This window comes from Halomicrococcus pelagicus, assembly GCF_050954125.1.
Window position 1 is genome coordinate 142831 of the sequence record NZ_JBPBWC010000001.1, and the last position, 14201, is coordinate 157031.

15 protein-coding genes and 1 tRNA gene are annotated in these 14201 nt (G+C 70.3%); 9 read left to right on the forward strand and 7 right to left on the reverse strand.

Translation table 11 applies throughout. The annotated features are described in order from the left end of the window. Positions 1-25: 25 nt before the first annotated feature. A tRNA-Pro gene (locus ACRYA2_RS00790) sits at positions 26-98 on the forward strand. Positions 99-296: 198 nt separating this feature from the next. Here ACRYA2_RS00790 and ACRYA2_RS00795 read toward each other — a convergent pair. Both ACRYA2_RS00795 and ACRYA2_RS00800 read right to left on the reverse strand, forming a co-directional pair. Continuing rightward, on the reverse strand, positions 297-926 hold the full coding sequence (locus ACRYA2_RS00795; protein ID WP_433623282.1) for a LysE family translocator: 630 nt from the start codon (positions 924-926) through the stop codon (positions 297-299). 169 nt (positions 927-1095) lie between these two features. Beyond that, the gene (locus tag ACRYA2_RS00800) at positions 1096-2151 is read right to left on the reverse strand and encodes a hypothetical protein (protein WP_433623284.1); all 1056 of its coding nucleotides are present in this window, start codon (positions 2149-2151) and stop codon (positions 1096-1098) included. Positions 2152-2446: 295 nt separating this feature from the next. Between ACRYA2_RS00800 and ACRYA2_RS00805 the strand changes: the two genes are divergently transcribed. The 5 genes from ACRYA2_RS00805 to ACRYA2_RS00825 all read left to right on the forward strand — a co-directional run bounded on the left by ACRYA2_RS00805 (position 2447) and on the right by ACRYA2_RS00825 (position 6521). After that, positions 2447-3166: a profilin-fold protein gene (locus ACRYA2_RS00805; RefSeq protein WP_433624702.1), complete on the forward strand. Its 720-nt coding sequence runs from the start codon at positions 2447-2449 to the stop codon at positions 3164-3166. A gap of 119 nt (positions 3167-3285) precedes the next feature. Beyond that, entirely contained in the window at positions 3286-3813 is a 528-nt protein-coding gene (locus ACRYA2_RS00810; RefSeq protein ID WP_433623286.1) for a P-loop nucleotide/nucleoside kinase family protein, read from the forward strand. 84 nt (positions 3814-3897) lie between these two features. Then, entirely contained in the window at positions 3898-4407 is a 510-nt protein-coding gene (locus ACRYA2_RS00815) for a PH domain-containing protein (protein WP_433623288.1), read from the forward strand. A 108-nt stretch (positions 4408-4515) separates the two neighbouring features. Further along, on the forward strand, positions 4516-5379 hold the full coding sequence (nucS, locus tag ACRYA2_RS00820; protein WP_433623290.1) for an endonuclease NucS: 864 nt from the start codon (positions 4516-4518) through the stop codon (positions 5377-5379). Between the two features lie 56 nt (positions 5380-5435). Next, positions 5436-6521, forward strand: coding sequence for a saccharopine dehydrogenase family protein (locus ACRYA2_RS00825; protein WP_433623292.1), 1086 nt, complete (start codon positions 5436-5438; stop codon positions 6519-6521). Positions 6522-6557: 36 nt separating this feature from the next. On the opposite strand, the gene ACRYA2_RS00830 is transcribed toward ACRYA2_RS00825, so the two are convergent. Continuing rightward, on the reverse strand, positions 6558-7208 hold the full coding sequence (locus ACRYA2_RS00830; RefSeq protein WP_433623294.1) for an ERCC4 domain-containing protein: 651 nt from the start codon (positions 7206-7208) through the stop codon (positions 6558-6560). 64 nt (positions 7209-7272) lie between these two features. On the opposite strand from ACRYA2_RS00830, the gene rnhB reads away from it, so the two are divergent. Continuing rightward, a complete protein-coding gene (gene rnhB / locus ACRYA2_RS00835) occupies positions 7273-7938 on the forward strand; it encodes a ribonuclease HII (RefSeq protein WP_433624704.1) in 666 nt (221 codons plus the stop codon). A 1-nt stretch (position 7939) separates the two neighbouring features. On the opposite strand, the gene ACRYA2_RS00840 is transcribed toward rnhB, so the two are convergent. The 4 genes from ACRYA2_RS00840 to secF all read right to left on the reverse strand — a co-directional run bounded on the left by ACRYA2_RS00840 (position 7940) and on the right by secF (position 12328). Continuing rightward, the gene (locus tag ACRYA2_RS00840; RefSeq protein ID WP_433623296.1) at positions 7940-9220 is read right to left on the reverse strand and encodes a carboxylate--amine ligase; all 1281 of its coding nucleotides are present in this window, start codon (positions 9218-9220) and stop codon (positions 7940-7942) included. After that, positions 9217-9792, reverse strand: a complete 576-nt coding sequence (locus ACRYA2_RS00845; RefSeq protein ID WP_433623298.1) for a low molecular weight protein-tyrosine-phosphatase — start codon at positions 9790-9792, stop codon at positions 9217-9219. The genes ACRYA2_RS00840 and ACRYA2_RS00845 overlap by 4 nt, the downstream gene beginning before the upstream one ends. Positions 9793-9908: 116 nt before the next feature. Further along, on the reverse strand, positions 9909-11471 hold the full coding sequence (locus ACRYA2_RS00850; protein WP_433623300.1) for a preprotein translocase subunit SecD: 1563 nt from the start codon (positions 11469-11471) through the stop codon (positions 9909-9911). After that, positions 11468-12328 (reverse strand): protein translocase subunit SecF, encoded by an 861-nt coding sequence (gene secF, locus ACRYA2_RS00855; RefSeq protein WP_433623302.1) that lies wholly within the window; start codon positions 12326-12328, stop codon positions 11468-11470. Before secF ends, ACRYA2_RS00850 begins: the two co-directional genes overlap by 4 nt. Positions 12329-12554: 226 nt before the next feature. Between secF and ACRYA2_RS26610 the strand changes: the two genes are divergently transcribed. Continuing rightward, entirely contained in the window at positions 12555-12818 is a 264-nt protein-coding gene (locus tag ACRYA2_RS26610) for a DUF8143 family protein (RefSeq protein ID WP_472850121.1), read from the forward strand. 53 nt (positions 12819-12871) lie between these two features. Beyond that, a complete protein-coding gene (locus ACRYA2_RS00860) occupies positions 12872-14125 on the forward strand; it encodes a glycosyltransferase family 87 protein (RefSeq protein WP_433623304.1) in 1254 nt (417 codons plus the stop codon). Positions 14126-14201 lie beyond the last annotated feature (76 nt).

Here is a 14201-nt window from a genome sequence, read left to right on the forward strand (position 1 = left end):
GCGGGGATTGCCTTGTTGAAGTTGCGGGCCGGTGGGGTAGCTTGGTATCCTTCGGCCTTCGGGTGGCCGTAACCGCGATTCGAATTCGCGCCGGCCCACTTCTCCCCACTTTCGTTCCTCTAGCGGCGGTCTTGGGGTGGCCGTAACCGCGTTCTCGTGAGCGAAGCGAACGAGAGCAAGCGAGACGAGCGTAGCGAGTCTCGCCCGGTTCAAATTCGCGCCGGCCCACTTTTACCCATCCTCCATCGCCGAGCGACGGCGAGGCGTATCGACGGCGGTTCAGGTCCGAGCGTGACTCACGCCGACTCCTCGACCGCGAGGCGGACGCCGAGTCCCACGAGGACGCTGCCGGTCACCGCGCGCAGGCCGTCCTCGACCCACGACCGGGCCGCCAGCACGCGTCGAATCGTCCCGGAGAGCAGCGCGACGGCCACGAGGTACGACAGCGTCAGTACTGCGTACGTCAGTCCCAGGGCGGCCAGCTGGGGCGTGACGGGGCCGGTTCGAGTGACGAACTGCGGGAGGAAGGCGAGGAAGAATATCGCCACCTTCGGGTTGAGGACGTTCACGAGCACGCCACGGGCGAAACTGGTCCGCCGGTCGGTCGACGTCGTCGAGGCACCGTCGAGTTCGAACTGCTGCGACGACCGGAGGGTCTCGACGCCGAGGTAGAGGAGGTACGCCGCGCCGACGTACTTCACCACCCGGAACGCGAGGGCGGACCGCCGCACGACGACCGACAGGCCGAGAATCGCCGCGCTCGTGTGGACGAGCACGCCGACGCCGATACCGGCGGCGGACGCGACGCCGACGCGTCGTCCGCCGCCTATCGACCTGGTCAGGACGTAGACGGTGTCGGGTCCCGGCGCGAGCACCAGGGCCAGCGCGGCCGGCACGAACACCGCGAGCGTTTCGACGCCGAACATCGCTACCTCCACCGTCGGACGACGCCCCTTTCAGGGCTTCGGCCTCGCGTCGGCGCTCCACGGCCGCCGCCGTAGCCCGCCTCCGCTCCCCGCCGTCCGACTCGACCCGCGGCGGTCCGCTCTTCGGCGGTTCGCCACCGCGAGCGACCGCGGTCGTCACGTCGTCCGTTCAGTTGCCGGAGCGCGCCGACCCGTGGAGGTCGTCCGGTCGGACGCGCTCACCGTTCAGGAAGATCGCCGCGGACCCGCCGACGCGGAACGCCGCTATCGCCCCGGAGAAGCGGTAGGCGTCGGCCCCGCCCGCGACGGCACCGCCGACCCGCCCGTTCGAAACCCGGTCCTCCGTGTCGACGGTGACCGCGCTCTCGGGGACGGGGGCGTCACCCGCGCTGTCCGTCTTCCTCGCGCTGCCGGTCACCGCGAACCCGTACTCGACGACGTTCTCGGGGCTACCGCCCGCGACGACCAGGTGGTTCGGGAACTGGTTCTCCTCGTCCTCGCACCACGGCCCGGCGAAGGGGTTCGCAGCGCTGAACTGCGCCGGCGCACCCGGCGTCTCTATGGGGTCGGGGTCGAGGCGGACCGAATCGAGGGCGAAGGGGTCGGGGGCGAACTGGTCGGCGGGGTGGAGCGTCGTCACGCCGCTGACGGGACCGGGGAAGAGGACGCTCGTTCCGAGGCCGCTCTCGGCCCAGAAGCTCACGTTCAACTGCACCCCCTCGAAGTCGCCGGTCACGACCGCCGTGTTGCAGTCGAGGAACTCGACGGGCGTCCCGGCGGCGGAGTCGTCGCCAAGCTCGCTCGGCCGGACGCGCTCGCCGTTCAGGAAGAGTCGAACCTCGTCGGCGCTCCGGCGGGTGAGCGAAATGTTGAACCGGGATATCCGCCCGGTGAAGACGTAGGCGTCGGCTCCGCCCGCGACGGCCCCGCTGGCGAGGCTACCGTCCTCGATCCGGTCTTCCTCGTCGACGGTGACGGCGCTGTCGTCGACCGGCGCGTCGCCCGCCCGCCCGCTCCTGCGCGCTCGACCGCTGACGACGAACTGGTACTCGACGACGTTCTCGGGGCTGCCCCCCGCGACGACGAGGCGGTTGCGTGCGCCGCCCCCGTCCCGGTCGGGCTGGCTCGCGTCGCGGTCTCTGTCGCCGCCGGCGACGACTCCCGGTCCGAGGAGGCCGGCGCTCGCCGCGATGACGGTCCGCCGGCGGAGGTACGTCGATTGCATGGTGACCGTCTTCGCCGGCGGAACTGATAAGTCGCGGCCACCGTTTTCCGTCGGCGTCCGCTGTAACGAACCGCCTAGCCCGCGTCCGGCTCTTAGGGACGTCCTGAACTGCAGGATGGCTCGGGTTTCCTCGGCGAATCCGGAGGCCGACGAGAACGACCGCGAGACGAACGCCCGACCCGGCGACCGTCGAGCGAACGCGACCGGTTCCGGGCCGTCGTCGTCGAACCGCTCCGTTGGCGCTCTCCGGTCGGCGTCACAGCCGTTATCTCCCTCGAACTCCGACGACGAGTGGATGACAGAGCCGTTCGAACTGGACGTCGATTCAACCGAGACCGTCGCCGAGCGCCGGGACGAGGTGGTCGCTCGCGTCCGGGACCACGCCGGCCAGATCGCGCGCGAACTCGCCCGCCTCCAGGGGGGCGACTACGGCCAGCGGACGTTCGGGACCGACGACGGGGAGTGGACGGTCAAGTACGAGGCCGGCGACCTCCAGTACCTCCGCTTCGACGGCGGCCGCGGCGAGACGTACGTCGTCTCGACCAAGCGCCAGCCCGAACCGGAGGCGCTCGCGGCGGCACTGGCGGACTACGACGCCTTCGTGGCGTCGTACAACCGCTACGTCGCGTCGCTCGACGGCGTGCTGGACGACGTGTCCGCCGACTTCCCCGCGGTCGAGTCGACCGACGCCGTCGTGAGCGAGCGCGACCGCATCCTGGAACGCGTCCGCGAGGCGACCGACCGGATGGCCCACGAACTCTCCCGGTACGAGGGCGGCGACTACGGGACGTTCTCGACGCGGGTGTCCGGCACCCGGTGGGAGCTCAAGTGGGACGGAGACGGCGCGTCGTACCTCCGGGTCGGCGGCGAGGGCGGCGTCTACCTGCTCTCGCAGTACGAACCGCCGTCGACGCGCGACGTGCGCGAACTCGCCGGCGAGTTCGCGGCGTTCGTCGAGGCGTTCAACGCCCACGTCGACGGACTGGAGTCGGACCTCTCGCACGTCTCGCTGTGAGCGGTCGCGCCGAACCCGGTTGCGCTACATTGATATGGGGTTCACCGCCAGCATTACTCGAATGACTGAAACTTCCGCGACCGCTCGTTCGGGCCGGACTCGAGAGAGAGGTGGTTCCGGTGGCTGAAGTCGACGCGACCGACGCGCGAGCGCGAACGCCGACGCTCGTCGCGGTCTGTGGGCTGCCGGGCGTCGGAAAGTCGACCGTCGCCGAACGCGTCGCCGAGCGCGTGGACGGGCGACTCCTCAGGACGGACGTGGTCCGCAAGGACCTCTTCCCCGACCCGGAGTACACCGAGGCGGAGTCCCGGCACGTGTACGGGGAACTGTTCGACCGTGCGCGCACGACGCTCGAAGATGGGGGCAGCGTCGTCCTCGACGCGACGTTCCGGCGCGAGCGCGACCGCGAGCGTGCCCGGTCGCTCGCGGCGACGACCGATGTCGGGTTCTCGCTGGTGCGGGTCGAGTGCGGCGAAGCCGGGGTCCGCCAGCGGATAGCCGAGCGAGAGGACGACGAGAGCGACGCGGACTTCGAGGTGTACGCGACCTACCGCGAGCGGTTCGACCCCATCTCCGTCGACCACGTGACGGTGGACAACTCCGGGACGCTCGAGGAGACCTACCGGCAGGTCGACGACCGGTTCTGACCGACTTCCACCGTTCGCTCTCGGCGACTGTTCACGTTTCCGGTAGCTCCCGACAAATAAGGGGCCTGCGCGACTACTGAACGTATGTCCACTGACGAAGACGCGCCGGACTGGGTGACGCTCGGACGCGAGGAAACGGTCGTGTGGAGCGACCATCCGAGCCTGTATCTCGTGAAACGGTGGCTCGTCGTCGCCGCCGTCGCTATCGTCCTCGGCCTCATCGGAGCGACGTTCCTCCCGCCGGACTGGCGGCTGCTCGGCTGGCTCGCGGTGGTCGCGGGTGTGGGCGTCGCCGCGGCCGCCTACGTCAAGACGAGGACCATCACCTACGTCGTCACCACGGAGAAGGCGTACAAGAAGACGGGGCTCCTCAACAAGCACCAGAACACGGTTCGTCTCGAACGTGTCCAGACGGTCTCGCTCGCGCAGTCGCTCCTCCAGCGACCGGCCAACTGCGGCGAACTCACCCTCGACACGGCCGGCAACGACGTTCCGGAGATCGTGTTCGACTGCGTGCGCGAACCGGAGCGCGTGAACGGACTCATCTCCGACGCGACCGGAGCCAAGAGCGGGACCAGAGCCACGTCGGTGTGACCGCGCCGCGGACGCCGGCGGCCAGGACGGTCGCGTCTCGCGGTGACCTGCGCTCTCGCCGCGAATCAGCTACCTTTTTGCTCCGGAGGGAACCACCGCCGAGAACGGATGGTCGTCGAGCAACTCGACGCGCCGGACCCGGACGCCCTCGTCGAAGCGGCGAAGGCGGCGTTCCGGGACGGTGCGGTGTTGACGGTGCAGGCGCACTGCGAGGTGGAGTACGACGGACGCACGAGCGGCTATCTCGGGCCGGGCGACCGCCTCCTGGTCGCCAAGCCCGACGGGACGTTCCTCGTCCACCAGCCGACCGGCAACGAGCCGGTGAACTGGATGCCGGGCGGCGGCACCGTCTCCGCTCGCGTGAGCGAGGCGGACGCTGCAGACGAGCCGTCCCGGACCGCCGTCCTGCTCGCGCGGCGCACGACCCCGAACGAGCGCGTCGAGGTGCGCGTCCACGAGGCCCACTCGCTGACACGGTTCGACGCGACCGACGGGGCGACGTACGAGGAGTCGGGGACGGAGGCGGAGATGCACGAGTACATCGAGTCCAACCCCGACGCGCTGGAAGAGGGACTGCGCATCGTCGAACACGAGCGCGAGACGAAGTACGGCTTCATCGACTTCTTCGCCCGCGACGAGGACGGAACCCCGGTGGTCGTCGAGGTAAAGCGCATCCAGGCGACGCTGAACCACTTCGACCAGCTCAAGCGATACGTCTCGCTGTACGAGATGGGGGAGGGTCCGACGGCGTCGCTCGGCGGCGACGACCCTGCCTCGAAGGAGACGGCGTCGGCGTCTGGCGACCCGCGAGAGGCCGCCGGAAACGAGGACGTGCGGGGGATGCTCGTCGCGCCCTCGGCCTCCGAGCGCGTCGAGCGCGCGCTCCGCGATGACGGCCTGGAGTTCGTCGGCCTCTCGGAGTTCGACACCGACGCGAAGGGCGCGACCGAGGCGAAGCTGACCGACTTCTGAACGGTCGCGACGCGTTCGGCCCCTGCGTTTTTTCGACTTCCGCCCCACGTTCCACTATGGACGACGTGCTCATCTACGGCTCGTACGGCTACACGGGGGCGTTGATCGCCGAGACCGCGGTCGACCGGGGATTCTCGCCCGTTCTGGCGGGACGGAACGCCGCGAAGGTCGAGCGCCAGGCGACCGACCTCGGACTCGACCACCGGGTGTTCAGCCTCGAACATCCCGAGGTGGTCGAGAACCGAATCGAAGACGTCTCGGCGGTGCTGAACTGCGCCGGCCCGTTCTCCTCGACCGCCGGGCCGCTCACGACGGCGTGCCTGACGGCCGGGACGGACTACCTCGACATCACCGGCGAGATAGACGTCCTCGAGACCATCGCTGGACGGGACGTCGACGCCGAGGACGCCGACGTGACCCTGCTGCCGGGGTCCGGGTTCGACGTGGTGCCGACGGACTGTCTGGCCGCCCACCTCCGGTCGAAGCTGTCGTCGCCGACGAAGCTCACGCTCGCCATCGACGGCCTCGGCACCTTCTCGCCGGGAACGGCGAAATCCATCGTCGAGGGGCTCTCGCGGCCCGGCGCAGTGCGCCAGGACGGCACCATCCGGACCGTCCCGGCGGCCTGGAAGACCCGGTACGTGGACTTCGGTCAGGGGCCGAAGACGGCGGTGACCATCCCCTGGGGCGACGTCTCGACCGCCTACTACACGACGGGCATCGACGACATCGAGACCTACGCCACCGTGCCCGAGTACGCCCTCTCCGTGATGCGCCGGACGGGGCCGCTGTCGTCCGTCCTCGGGTCGCGGCCGGTCCAGCGCGCGATGAAGGCGGTCGTCGACGCGACCGTCTCCGGCCCGACCGCGGAGGAGCGCGCCCAGAGCGTCAGCCGCGTGTGGGGCGAGGTCGAGGACGACGAGGGCGACCGGGCGACGGCGCGACTCCGCGCGCCGGACACCTACGAACTGACGGCCCGGACCGCGGTCGAGGCCGCACGGCGCGTCGCCGACGGCGAGGTCGAGTCCGGCTTCCAGACGCCCGCGTCGGCGTTCGGGCCCGACTTCGTGCTGGAGTTCGACGGTGTCGAGCGGGAGGACGTCGGCCAGGGCGCGGTCGTCGAGGCGAACCCGGGCGAGTGACGAGGGACGCGCCGCCGGCGCGGCGTCCACCGCTCCTCAGTCCGTCTCGCAGAACGCCGCCCTGATGGCGCGAGCACGCTTCTCGCCGACGCCTGCCACGTCGAGCAGTTCGGCTTCCGACGCGCCGAGCAGCGCCTCGACGGTCGGGAACGCCTCGTACAGCGCGTCTGCCGTCGCGGGGCCGACGCCCTCGATACAGCCGTAGATGCGCTTGGTCGTCGGCGCCGTCCGTCCCGTCACGGTCCCGGAGGGTACCGGGCGCGCGGTGGGGGATTCGAGATGCTTGCGGCCGATGCGGACCGCCACGTCGACGAGGCGCTCGCAGTCGGAGCAGGGCAGGACCGGAGCGTCGTGGCGCGCGGTGAACGACGCCATCGACCCGTGGACGACCGCCTGCCGGACCCCGGGGTTCATCTCGGCCACGTCCGAGAGGTTGCCCTCCAGCAGGACGTAGGCGTGGTCGTACCCCTCGGTCAGCTTCAGCACCTGGTCGCGCAGGTCCGACCCGGTCCGGCCCACGACCGACCCGACGTAGTCGTCGAGCGTCTTGCGCTCGAACCCTGCCTTCCCGACCACGAGGTCACCGGCCTCCAACCGCCGGACCTCGACGTCCGTGACGTCCGGATGCTCCCTGAGTTCCCGAACGACGACCGACGGCTCCCGGTCGTCAACGGCGACGCGTACCATGCCCCGGCGTACGCGCCGGGCGAACGAATGCGTGACGCTCGCCGGACCGCGAAGGGCAACGACCATGTACCGCGACCGCCATCGGTCGACCGTGTTCGGGGCGGACGAAGCGGGCAAGGGACCGGTGCTCGGGTCGATGTTCGCCGCGGCGGTCGCGGTGGACGACTCCGCCGACCTGCCGGACGGCGTCGACGACTCGAAGAACCTCGCGCCGGCCCGCCGTGAGGAACTGGCGGCCGACCTGCGCGCGAGCGACGGCGTCGCGGTCGGCGTCGCCGAGGTTCCGGTCGAGCGCATCGACGCGCCGGCGACCGACATGAACGCACTGACCGTCGCGGCCCAGGCGCGAGCGGTCTCGCGGGTCGCCGAGGCGGACGAACGGGGCGTCGTGGACGCCGGCGACACCAGCGAACGACGGTTCGCGCGCCGGGTCGCGGACGCCGCATCGGTCCCCGTCTCGGTGACGGCTGAGCACGGCGCGGACGAGCGCCACGCGGTCGTCGGGGCGGCCAGCGTCGTCGCCAAGGTCGAACGTGACGCCCACGTCGACCGCCTCGCCGAGGAGTACGGCGACCTCGGGTCGGGCTACCCCAGCGACCCGACGACCCGCCAGTTCCTCCGGAAGTACGTCGCCGACCACGGCGACCTCCCCGACTGCGCGCGCGCCTCCTGGAGCACCTGCGAGGACGTGCTGGCCGCCCGCGAACAGTCCGCGCTCGACGAGTTCTGACTCACCTGCGCCAGAGTCGCCGCGCGACCGTCGGCACCGCACGCCCGGCGGCCGCGACGCCCGACAGCGACGGCGCGTACTCGTCGACGACCCCGGCCGCGTCGCGGACGAACGGCTTCGGGTCGTCGCGCGAGCAGTAGTCGAAGTTCGGCTCCCGCCAGAGCGACGCCAGGATTCTCGCCGTCTCCGCCGGTAGCGACGGTCGCTCGGCGGGGTCGTGTCCCTCGCGCAGGAGACTGGCGAGGTACGCGAGTTCGCCCCGGAGGACGTGACTGCCGACACCGGTCTCGTACGTCGACTCCGCCGCCACGTCGGACGGGCCGTCACCGGTCTCGCGTGCCGGTTCCTCCCTCCCGGCGGACGCTCCGTCGCCGGCCGCGAGGCGGTAGTACTCGTGGGGAAAGTCGACGCCGGCGTGGACCGCGAGCTGGAGCGACCCCCAGAAGCGGGGGTTGACCTCCAGCAGTTTGAACCGGCCGTCGCGGGGGTCGCGCCGGAACTCGACCATCGCCGGTCCGTGCCAGTCGAGCGCCGACAGCAGCGCGGTGCCGTGCTCCCGGAGGTCGGGTTCGTCGACCGCTTTCCGGAACACGCTCGCGCCGCCGGTGTAGGAGTAGCTCCGCACCCGCCGGTGCTGGAAGGTCGTCACGGGGTCGCCGCGGTCACAGAGCGCGAAGAAGCCGTACTCGTCGGTGCCCGGGACGTACTCCTGGACGAGCGGGCGGTGACCCATCCGCTCTTCGAGGGCGTCCGGGTCGGGGTCGGTACCGGCCGGGACGACGGTCACGTCGGGATACGCGGTGGCGTCGTCCTCGACCAGCACGGTGTACCGGGACTTGACGACCGCGTCGCGCGCCCGGACGTCCCACCCGTCTAGCACCTCCGTCTCGGGTGCCGGGACGCCCGCCGTCTCGGCCACGTCGAAGAGGCGGCGGCGGTCGCGCACGCGCTCGAACGTCTCGAACGCCGGCCACGGCGCGGCGACGCGCTCGGCGAACCGGTCGCGGTTCTGCGCGAGGACGTAGGCGTCCGGTTCGCGCAGCGGAACGACCGTCAGCACGTCGTCGCGGTCGGCGAGCGCGAGCAGGGCGTCGCGGTAGGCCCCGAGACCCGTCGACGGGTCGGGGACGACGGCCGTCTCGCGGCAGTACTTCGAGGCCGCCGCCGGCGCGCTCTCGGACGCGGCGGCCGCGACGACCGGAATCCCGCGCCGGCCGAGCGACCGCACGCAGGCGAGACTGCTACCCGTTCCGATGGCGGGGACGACGACCGCCTCGCTCATCGCTTCGCGAGCGCGTCGACGAGTTCGTCGACGGCGTCGGTCACCTCGTCGTAGACCGCGCGGAACTCCTCGGGGTCGTCGCCGTACGGGTCCGCTATCTCGAAGTCCGTCCCCGGGTCGAACGCCTTCAGGAAGCAGGTCTTCTCCAGCGCGGCCGGGAACTCCCGCTTCAGGTCCCGGTAGTTCCAGGCGTCCATCAGCAGGACGAGGTCGCCGGCGTCGAGCAGGCGCTCGCTCACGCGCTGGGAGCGGTGGTCGGCGAGGTCGACGCCGTGCTCGCGGGCGGCCGAGACCGCCGGGTCGGGGCTCTCCCGACCCTCGGCGTCGACGAATCCGGCGGAGGTGACGAGGGACGGGTCGCAGTCCGTCTCCTCGATACGCGTCCGGAAGTAGCGTTCCGCGAGCGGGCTGCGGCAGATGTTCCCGAGACAGAGGAAGACGACGCCGGGGTCGGACGGGAGCGACCGGACCGCCGTCTCGGCGTCGAGCACGCGGCCGTTCGAGGCCCGGAGACGGAGTCGGTCCATCTCGACGGCGACGCGTCTCCGGCCGTGGTGGAGGTGGTCGAGCATCGTCCCCGGTTCCACGACCGCGCTGTTATAGGGGACGCATCGTTGTCCGCGTAATCGCCGCCTGTGACGGCGTCAGGCCGTGCTTGTATCGGTAGTGAACGGCAAAAAAGGGTTTCTCAGCGGTCGGTGAGCAGGTACCGGAGGATGTCACCGTACGCCGGGCGCGTGACGAGCACGCCGACGAGCACGCCGAGGATGGTGATGATGGCGAAGCCCTGGAGGTCGCCGAGCGACAGGACCGCCAGCGGACTCATGGCGATGATGGTCGTCGCGGCGGCGGCTCCGATGACCCAGAACGCCTTCCGGAACCGCGACTGGAACACGCGGCCCGACGAGACGTCGCCCTCGGCCATCACCTCGTCGGCGATGATGATGAGGTCGTCCACGCCGGTCCCGATGACCGCGATGAACCCGGCGATGTGGCTGAGGTCGAGCGGCAACTGCACGGCGGCCGCGAACCCGAGCAGGATGACCACCTCCGAGAGCGCCGTCACTATCATCGGCAGTGCGACCTGCGGCTTGCCGTAGCGGACGAAGACCGTGCCGCTGACCGCGAGGACGGCCGCGAGCCCGGCGATGAGCGACTGGACCTTGAAGTCCGTCGCGAGGCTGGGCGCGAGGTAGGTCGTCGTGCCGGCCTGGGTGTCGAGCGCCGCCGGGAGCGCGCCGGCGCGGAGGTTGATCTGGAGTTCGCGCGCCTCCGACATGTTGCCCGTTATCATCCGGAACTGCGGGTTCTGGACGAACTTGCCGCTCCTGATGGACGGGGCGAGGTCGCTGCCCATCCCGGCGCCGTAGACCACCTGGCCGTCGACGACCGTGAACAGGCAGTAGCCGGCGTTGTTCGCGTTCCTCGCCGGGTAGTTACAGGCCTGGATGCCCTCGCCGCTCGTGAACCCGTTCTGGTTCATGACGCGGGCGAACCGCTCGGCGGCCTGCTGGTTGAGCGTCACGGAGACGTAGGACGTGCCGCTCTGGTCCTGCTCGGCGGACCCGATGCTGGCGAAGTCGCCCTGGCGGAGGACCGTCGTGTTCTCCGACCCGTTCTGGGTCGGGTAGTGGGCGACGATCTGGACCTTCCCCTTGCTCGTCACCAGTTCCTTCATCCGGCTCTGGTTCGCGTTCGGCATCTCGACGACGATGAAGTGCTCGTTCGTCGCCGTCGTCACCTGCTGGACGCGTCCGCCGGCGAGGCCGGCCTTCGATATCTTGTCGCTGAGTATGCGGACGATCTCGTCGCGCGTCGTGTCGGTGACGCCCGTCCGGACCGAACCGTACTCGATGCCGGCCTGGTCCAGGGCGGTCTGCAGTTCCGCCGTGGTCACGTTATCGACGAACACCTCGACGGTGGTGCCCTCCTGGGTCCGGCGGACCATCACGTCCCCGACGTCGGCGCCGGAGAGATTGTCGGCGACTCGCTTCTGGGCCTCGCTCTGGCTGACGTCCCGCGTCAACTGGACGTCCTCGGCGGTCACGCCCTGGACGGGCGCGCGGATGCGAGTCCCGCCGGCCAGTTCGAGGCCGAACTTGAGATTCGTCGGGCCGTCGCTGGTGCTGGTGGTGAAGTTGTTCCCGTCGCTACCGCCGGCGACGGCTCCCCCGGGTGCGAACAGCGCGAACGTGCTGCCGAGCAGGAGGAGGACGAGCAGAATGACGCGCCAGTTGCTTCGGAGGCTCATCGGGCTACCCCCTCGTACTTGTACCAGCGCAGGAGACTGAGGTTGAGCATGTAGGTGTTCATCAGGTCAGTCGCCAGTCCCATCACGAGCACGACGCCGATGGCGGTGAGCAGGTCGATACCGTAGAACGCGGCGACCAGCGTCATCACCGACATCGCGGAGATGGAGGTGAGCGTCATCGTCACGCCGGTCCGCATCGCACGGTACGTGCTCTCGTAGAACCCGCCCGAGCGGCGTAGAATGTGGTTGTTCAGCAGGATGTCGGAGTCGACGCTGTAACCGATGAGCATCAGGAGCGCGGCGACGGTGCCGAGCGAGAGCTTGATGCCCAGGACGTTCATGAGCGCGACCGGGATGACGATGTCGCTGAACGCCGAGACGACGACGGCGACGGAGGGAACGAACGTCCGGAACATGGCGAAGACGAGGAGACTCATGCCGACGAACGCGGCGACGAGGCCGTACAGCGCGAGCCGCTGGGAGTTACCCCCGAAGCTCGCCGACGTGCTCTGTAGCGACAGTATCTCGAAGCCGGCCTGGTTCGCCTGCGCGCGAAGGGCGTCGGTGTTCGTCGACTGGAACTCGACGATGTAGGTGTTCGTCCCCGACTGCGTCGCGGTCACCGAGGTCACCTCGGCGTCGAACTGTGCATCTATCTGCGACTGCGGTGTGTCCGTTTGAATACGCATCTCAGTGCCGCCGGTGAACTCGGTGCCAGGGCTCACCGGTGCGCCGGTGGTGACGTACCAGCCGGCGATGACCAGCAACGCGAGCGTCAGGACGGCGAGTGGAACGCTCGCGAGCTGTCGGTTCGAGTACCGGGTGTAATCGACCTCCGGCACTTGCAACTCTACCATGGTGATTGGGTCCGGGGTCGTCTCGAATAAGCTTTCTTAATTACTACGGCCACGTCGGTCGTTTCTAGTCGCGGCACGTCGGCCGGTTCGTTCCTCGGCGGCGTCCCCGCCGCTGCCTCCCTCGACCGCCGACCCGGGCCGGCGGAAGGACTAAGCCCCGCGAGATGGCGTTTCTGGACGTGTCTCCGCTCCTGCCGCTGTCCCCCCCGGCTTCGGATTCGCGTTCCTGGCCGTCCTCGCGCTGGCGATAGCCGCACCGCTCGTCCTCTACGCGCTCGTCGACTCCGAGACCGAACGCGAACGGACCGAGGGCCACGACTGGGAGAGCGCGGAGCGCGTCGCGCGCCGGGACGCGCGCGATAGCGACGCCCGGTCCGGCGACGGTCAGGACGACGCCGACGACGGCGTCGAATACGGCTGGAGCGGCCGCGACGACCGCGACGACGGGGTCGAGTACGGCTGGAACGGCGGCGACGACCGACGTGGATAGCTCTCGAACCGCCGACCACTATCGTAAAGTACCCCCGATGCGAGCGCCCGGACGTGCGACGCGCCGGTCCCCGGTTCGTGCTCGCCAGCGGTCTCGTGCTCGGCGTGGCGATGCTGGCGTACAAGTCCGTCGTGCAGTCCTGGAAGTTCGGCATGGACTTCCAGGTGTACTACTACGCGGCGCGGGCCAGCCTCGCCGGCCAGGGGATGTACGCCGTCTCCCCGCCCGCCCATCCCGCGTACGGGTACGTCTACCCGCCGGTGACGATTCTCCCGTTCTACCCGTTCGCGCTCGTCGGCGACTGGCTCGTCTCATTCGCGCTCTTCACCGTCCTCGAACTCGCCGCCGGACTGGCGCTGGCGCTGCTCGTCGTGCGGTCCATCGAACGCCGGGGCTACCCCCTGGCTCCCGTCGACGTCGCGCTCGTTGCGGGCTACGTCCTGCTGTCGGTCCACACCGTGCCGTCGCTGTTCTACGGCGAGACGAACCTCCCGCTCGCGCTGGCGCTCGCTCTGGGATTCGTCGCGCTCGAACGCGGCGACGAGGAGACCACGGGCGTCGCGTTCGGCCTGGCGGCGCTGGTGAAGGTGTTCCCGGCCGGCGTCGGCCTCTGGCTGCTCCGGCGGCGCGCCTGGCGGGCCGTCGCCGCGGCGGTCGCGACCGGCGGCGGCCTCCTGCTCGTCGGTGTCCCTCTCTTCGGACTCGACGCCCACCGCACGTGGCTCCACGACGCGGTGCTCCCGCGCCTGTACCGGGAGGCGTTCGTCGGCGGTCTCGCGCCGGCGGCACCGTACTTCACGCTCCGGCGACCGCTATCGGTGCTCCTGCCGGGGTTGGACCCGACGCTGTTCCCCGTGCTGGCGGCGGCGCTGCTCGCGCCCGTCGTCGCCTACTGCTACCGCGGCCTCGACACGGCGACCGACCGACTCGTCGGCGTCCACGTCACGCTGGTCGCCGTCCTCCTGTTCTTTCCGACGTACTTCGTCTACTTCCCCCTGCTGTACTTCCCCCTCGTCCCCCTGCTCTACCTGCTGGAGGGTCGCGCGGGACGGCTGTTCGTCGCGGGGGCGCTGGTCGCCAGCCTCCCGGCGACGCTGCGGAGCGTCCGGCGAGTCCTCGACGCCCTCTCGCCCCCGCCGGGCGTGCGCTCGGCCGTCCTCGCGGTCGCCGAACCCCTGTTCACCCTCGGGACCCCGCTGCTGTACGGCTGCCTGCTGACGCTCGCGGCCTGCGTCTGCCACGCTCGCCGCAGGGCGTCGTCGGGGCGGTCCGCCACTGTCAGCGGCCGGTCGGAGGGACTCGGCTGACGGAGGATTTCCCGGGAGAGGACGTCTCGCTCGTCGAAGGAGGGGCCGAAGCGAAACTCCCACGTGGAGCTGGCCG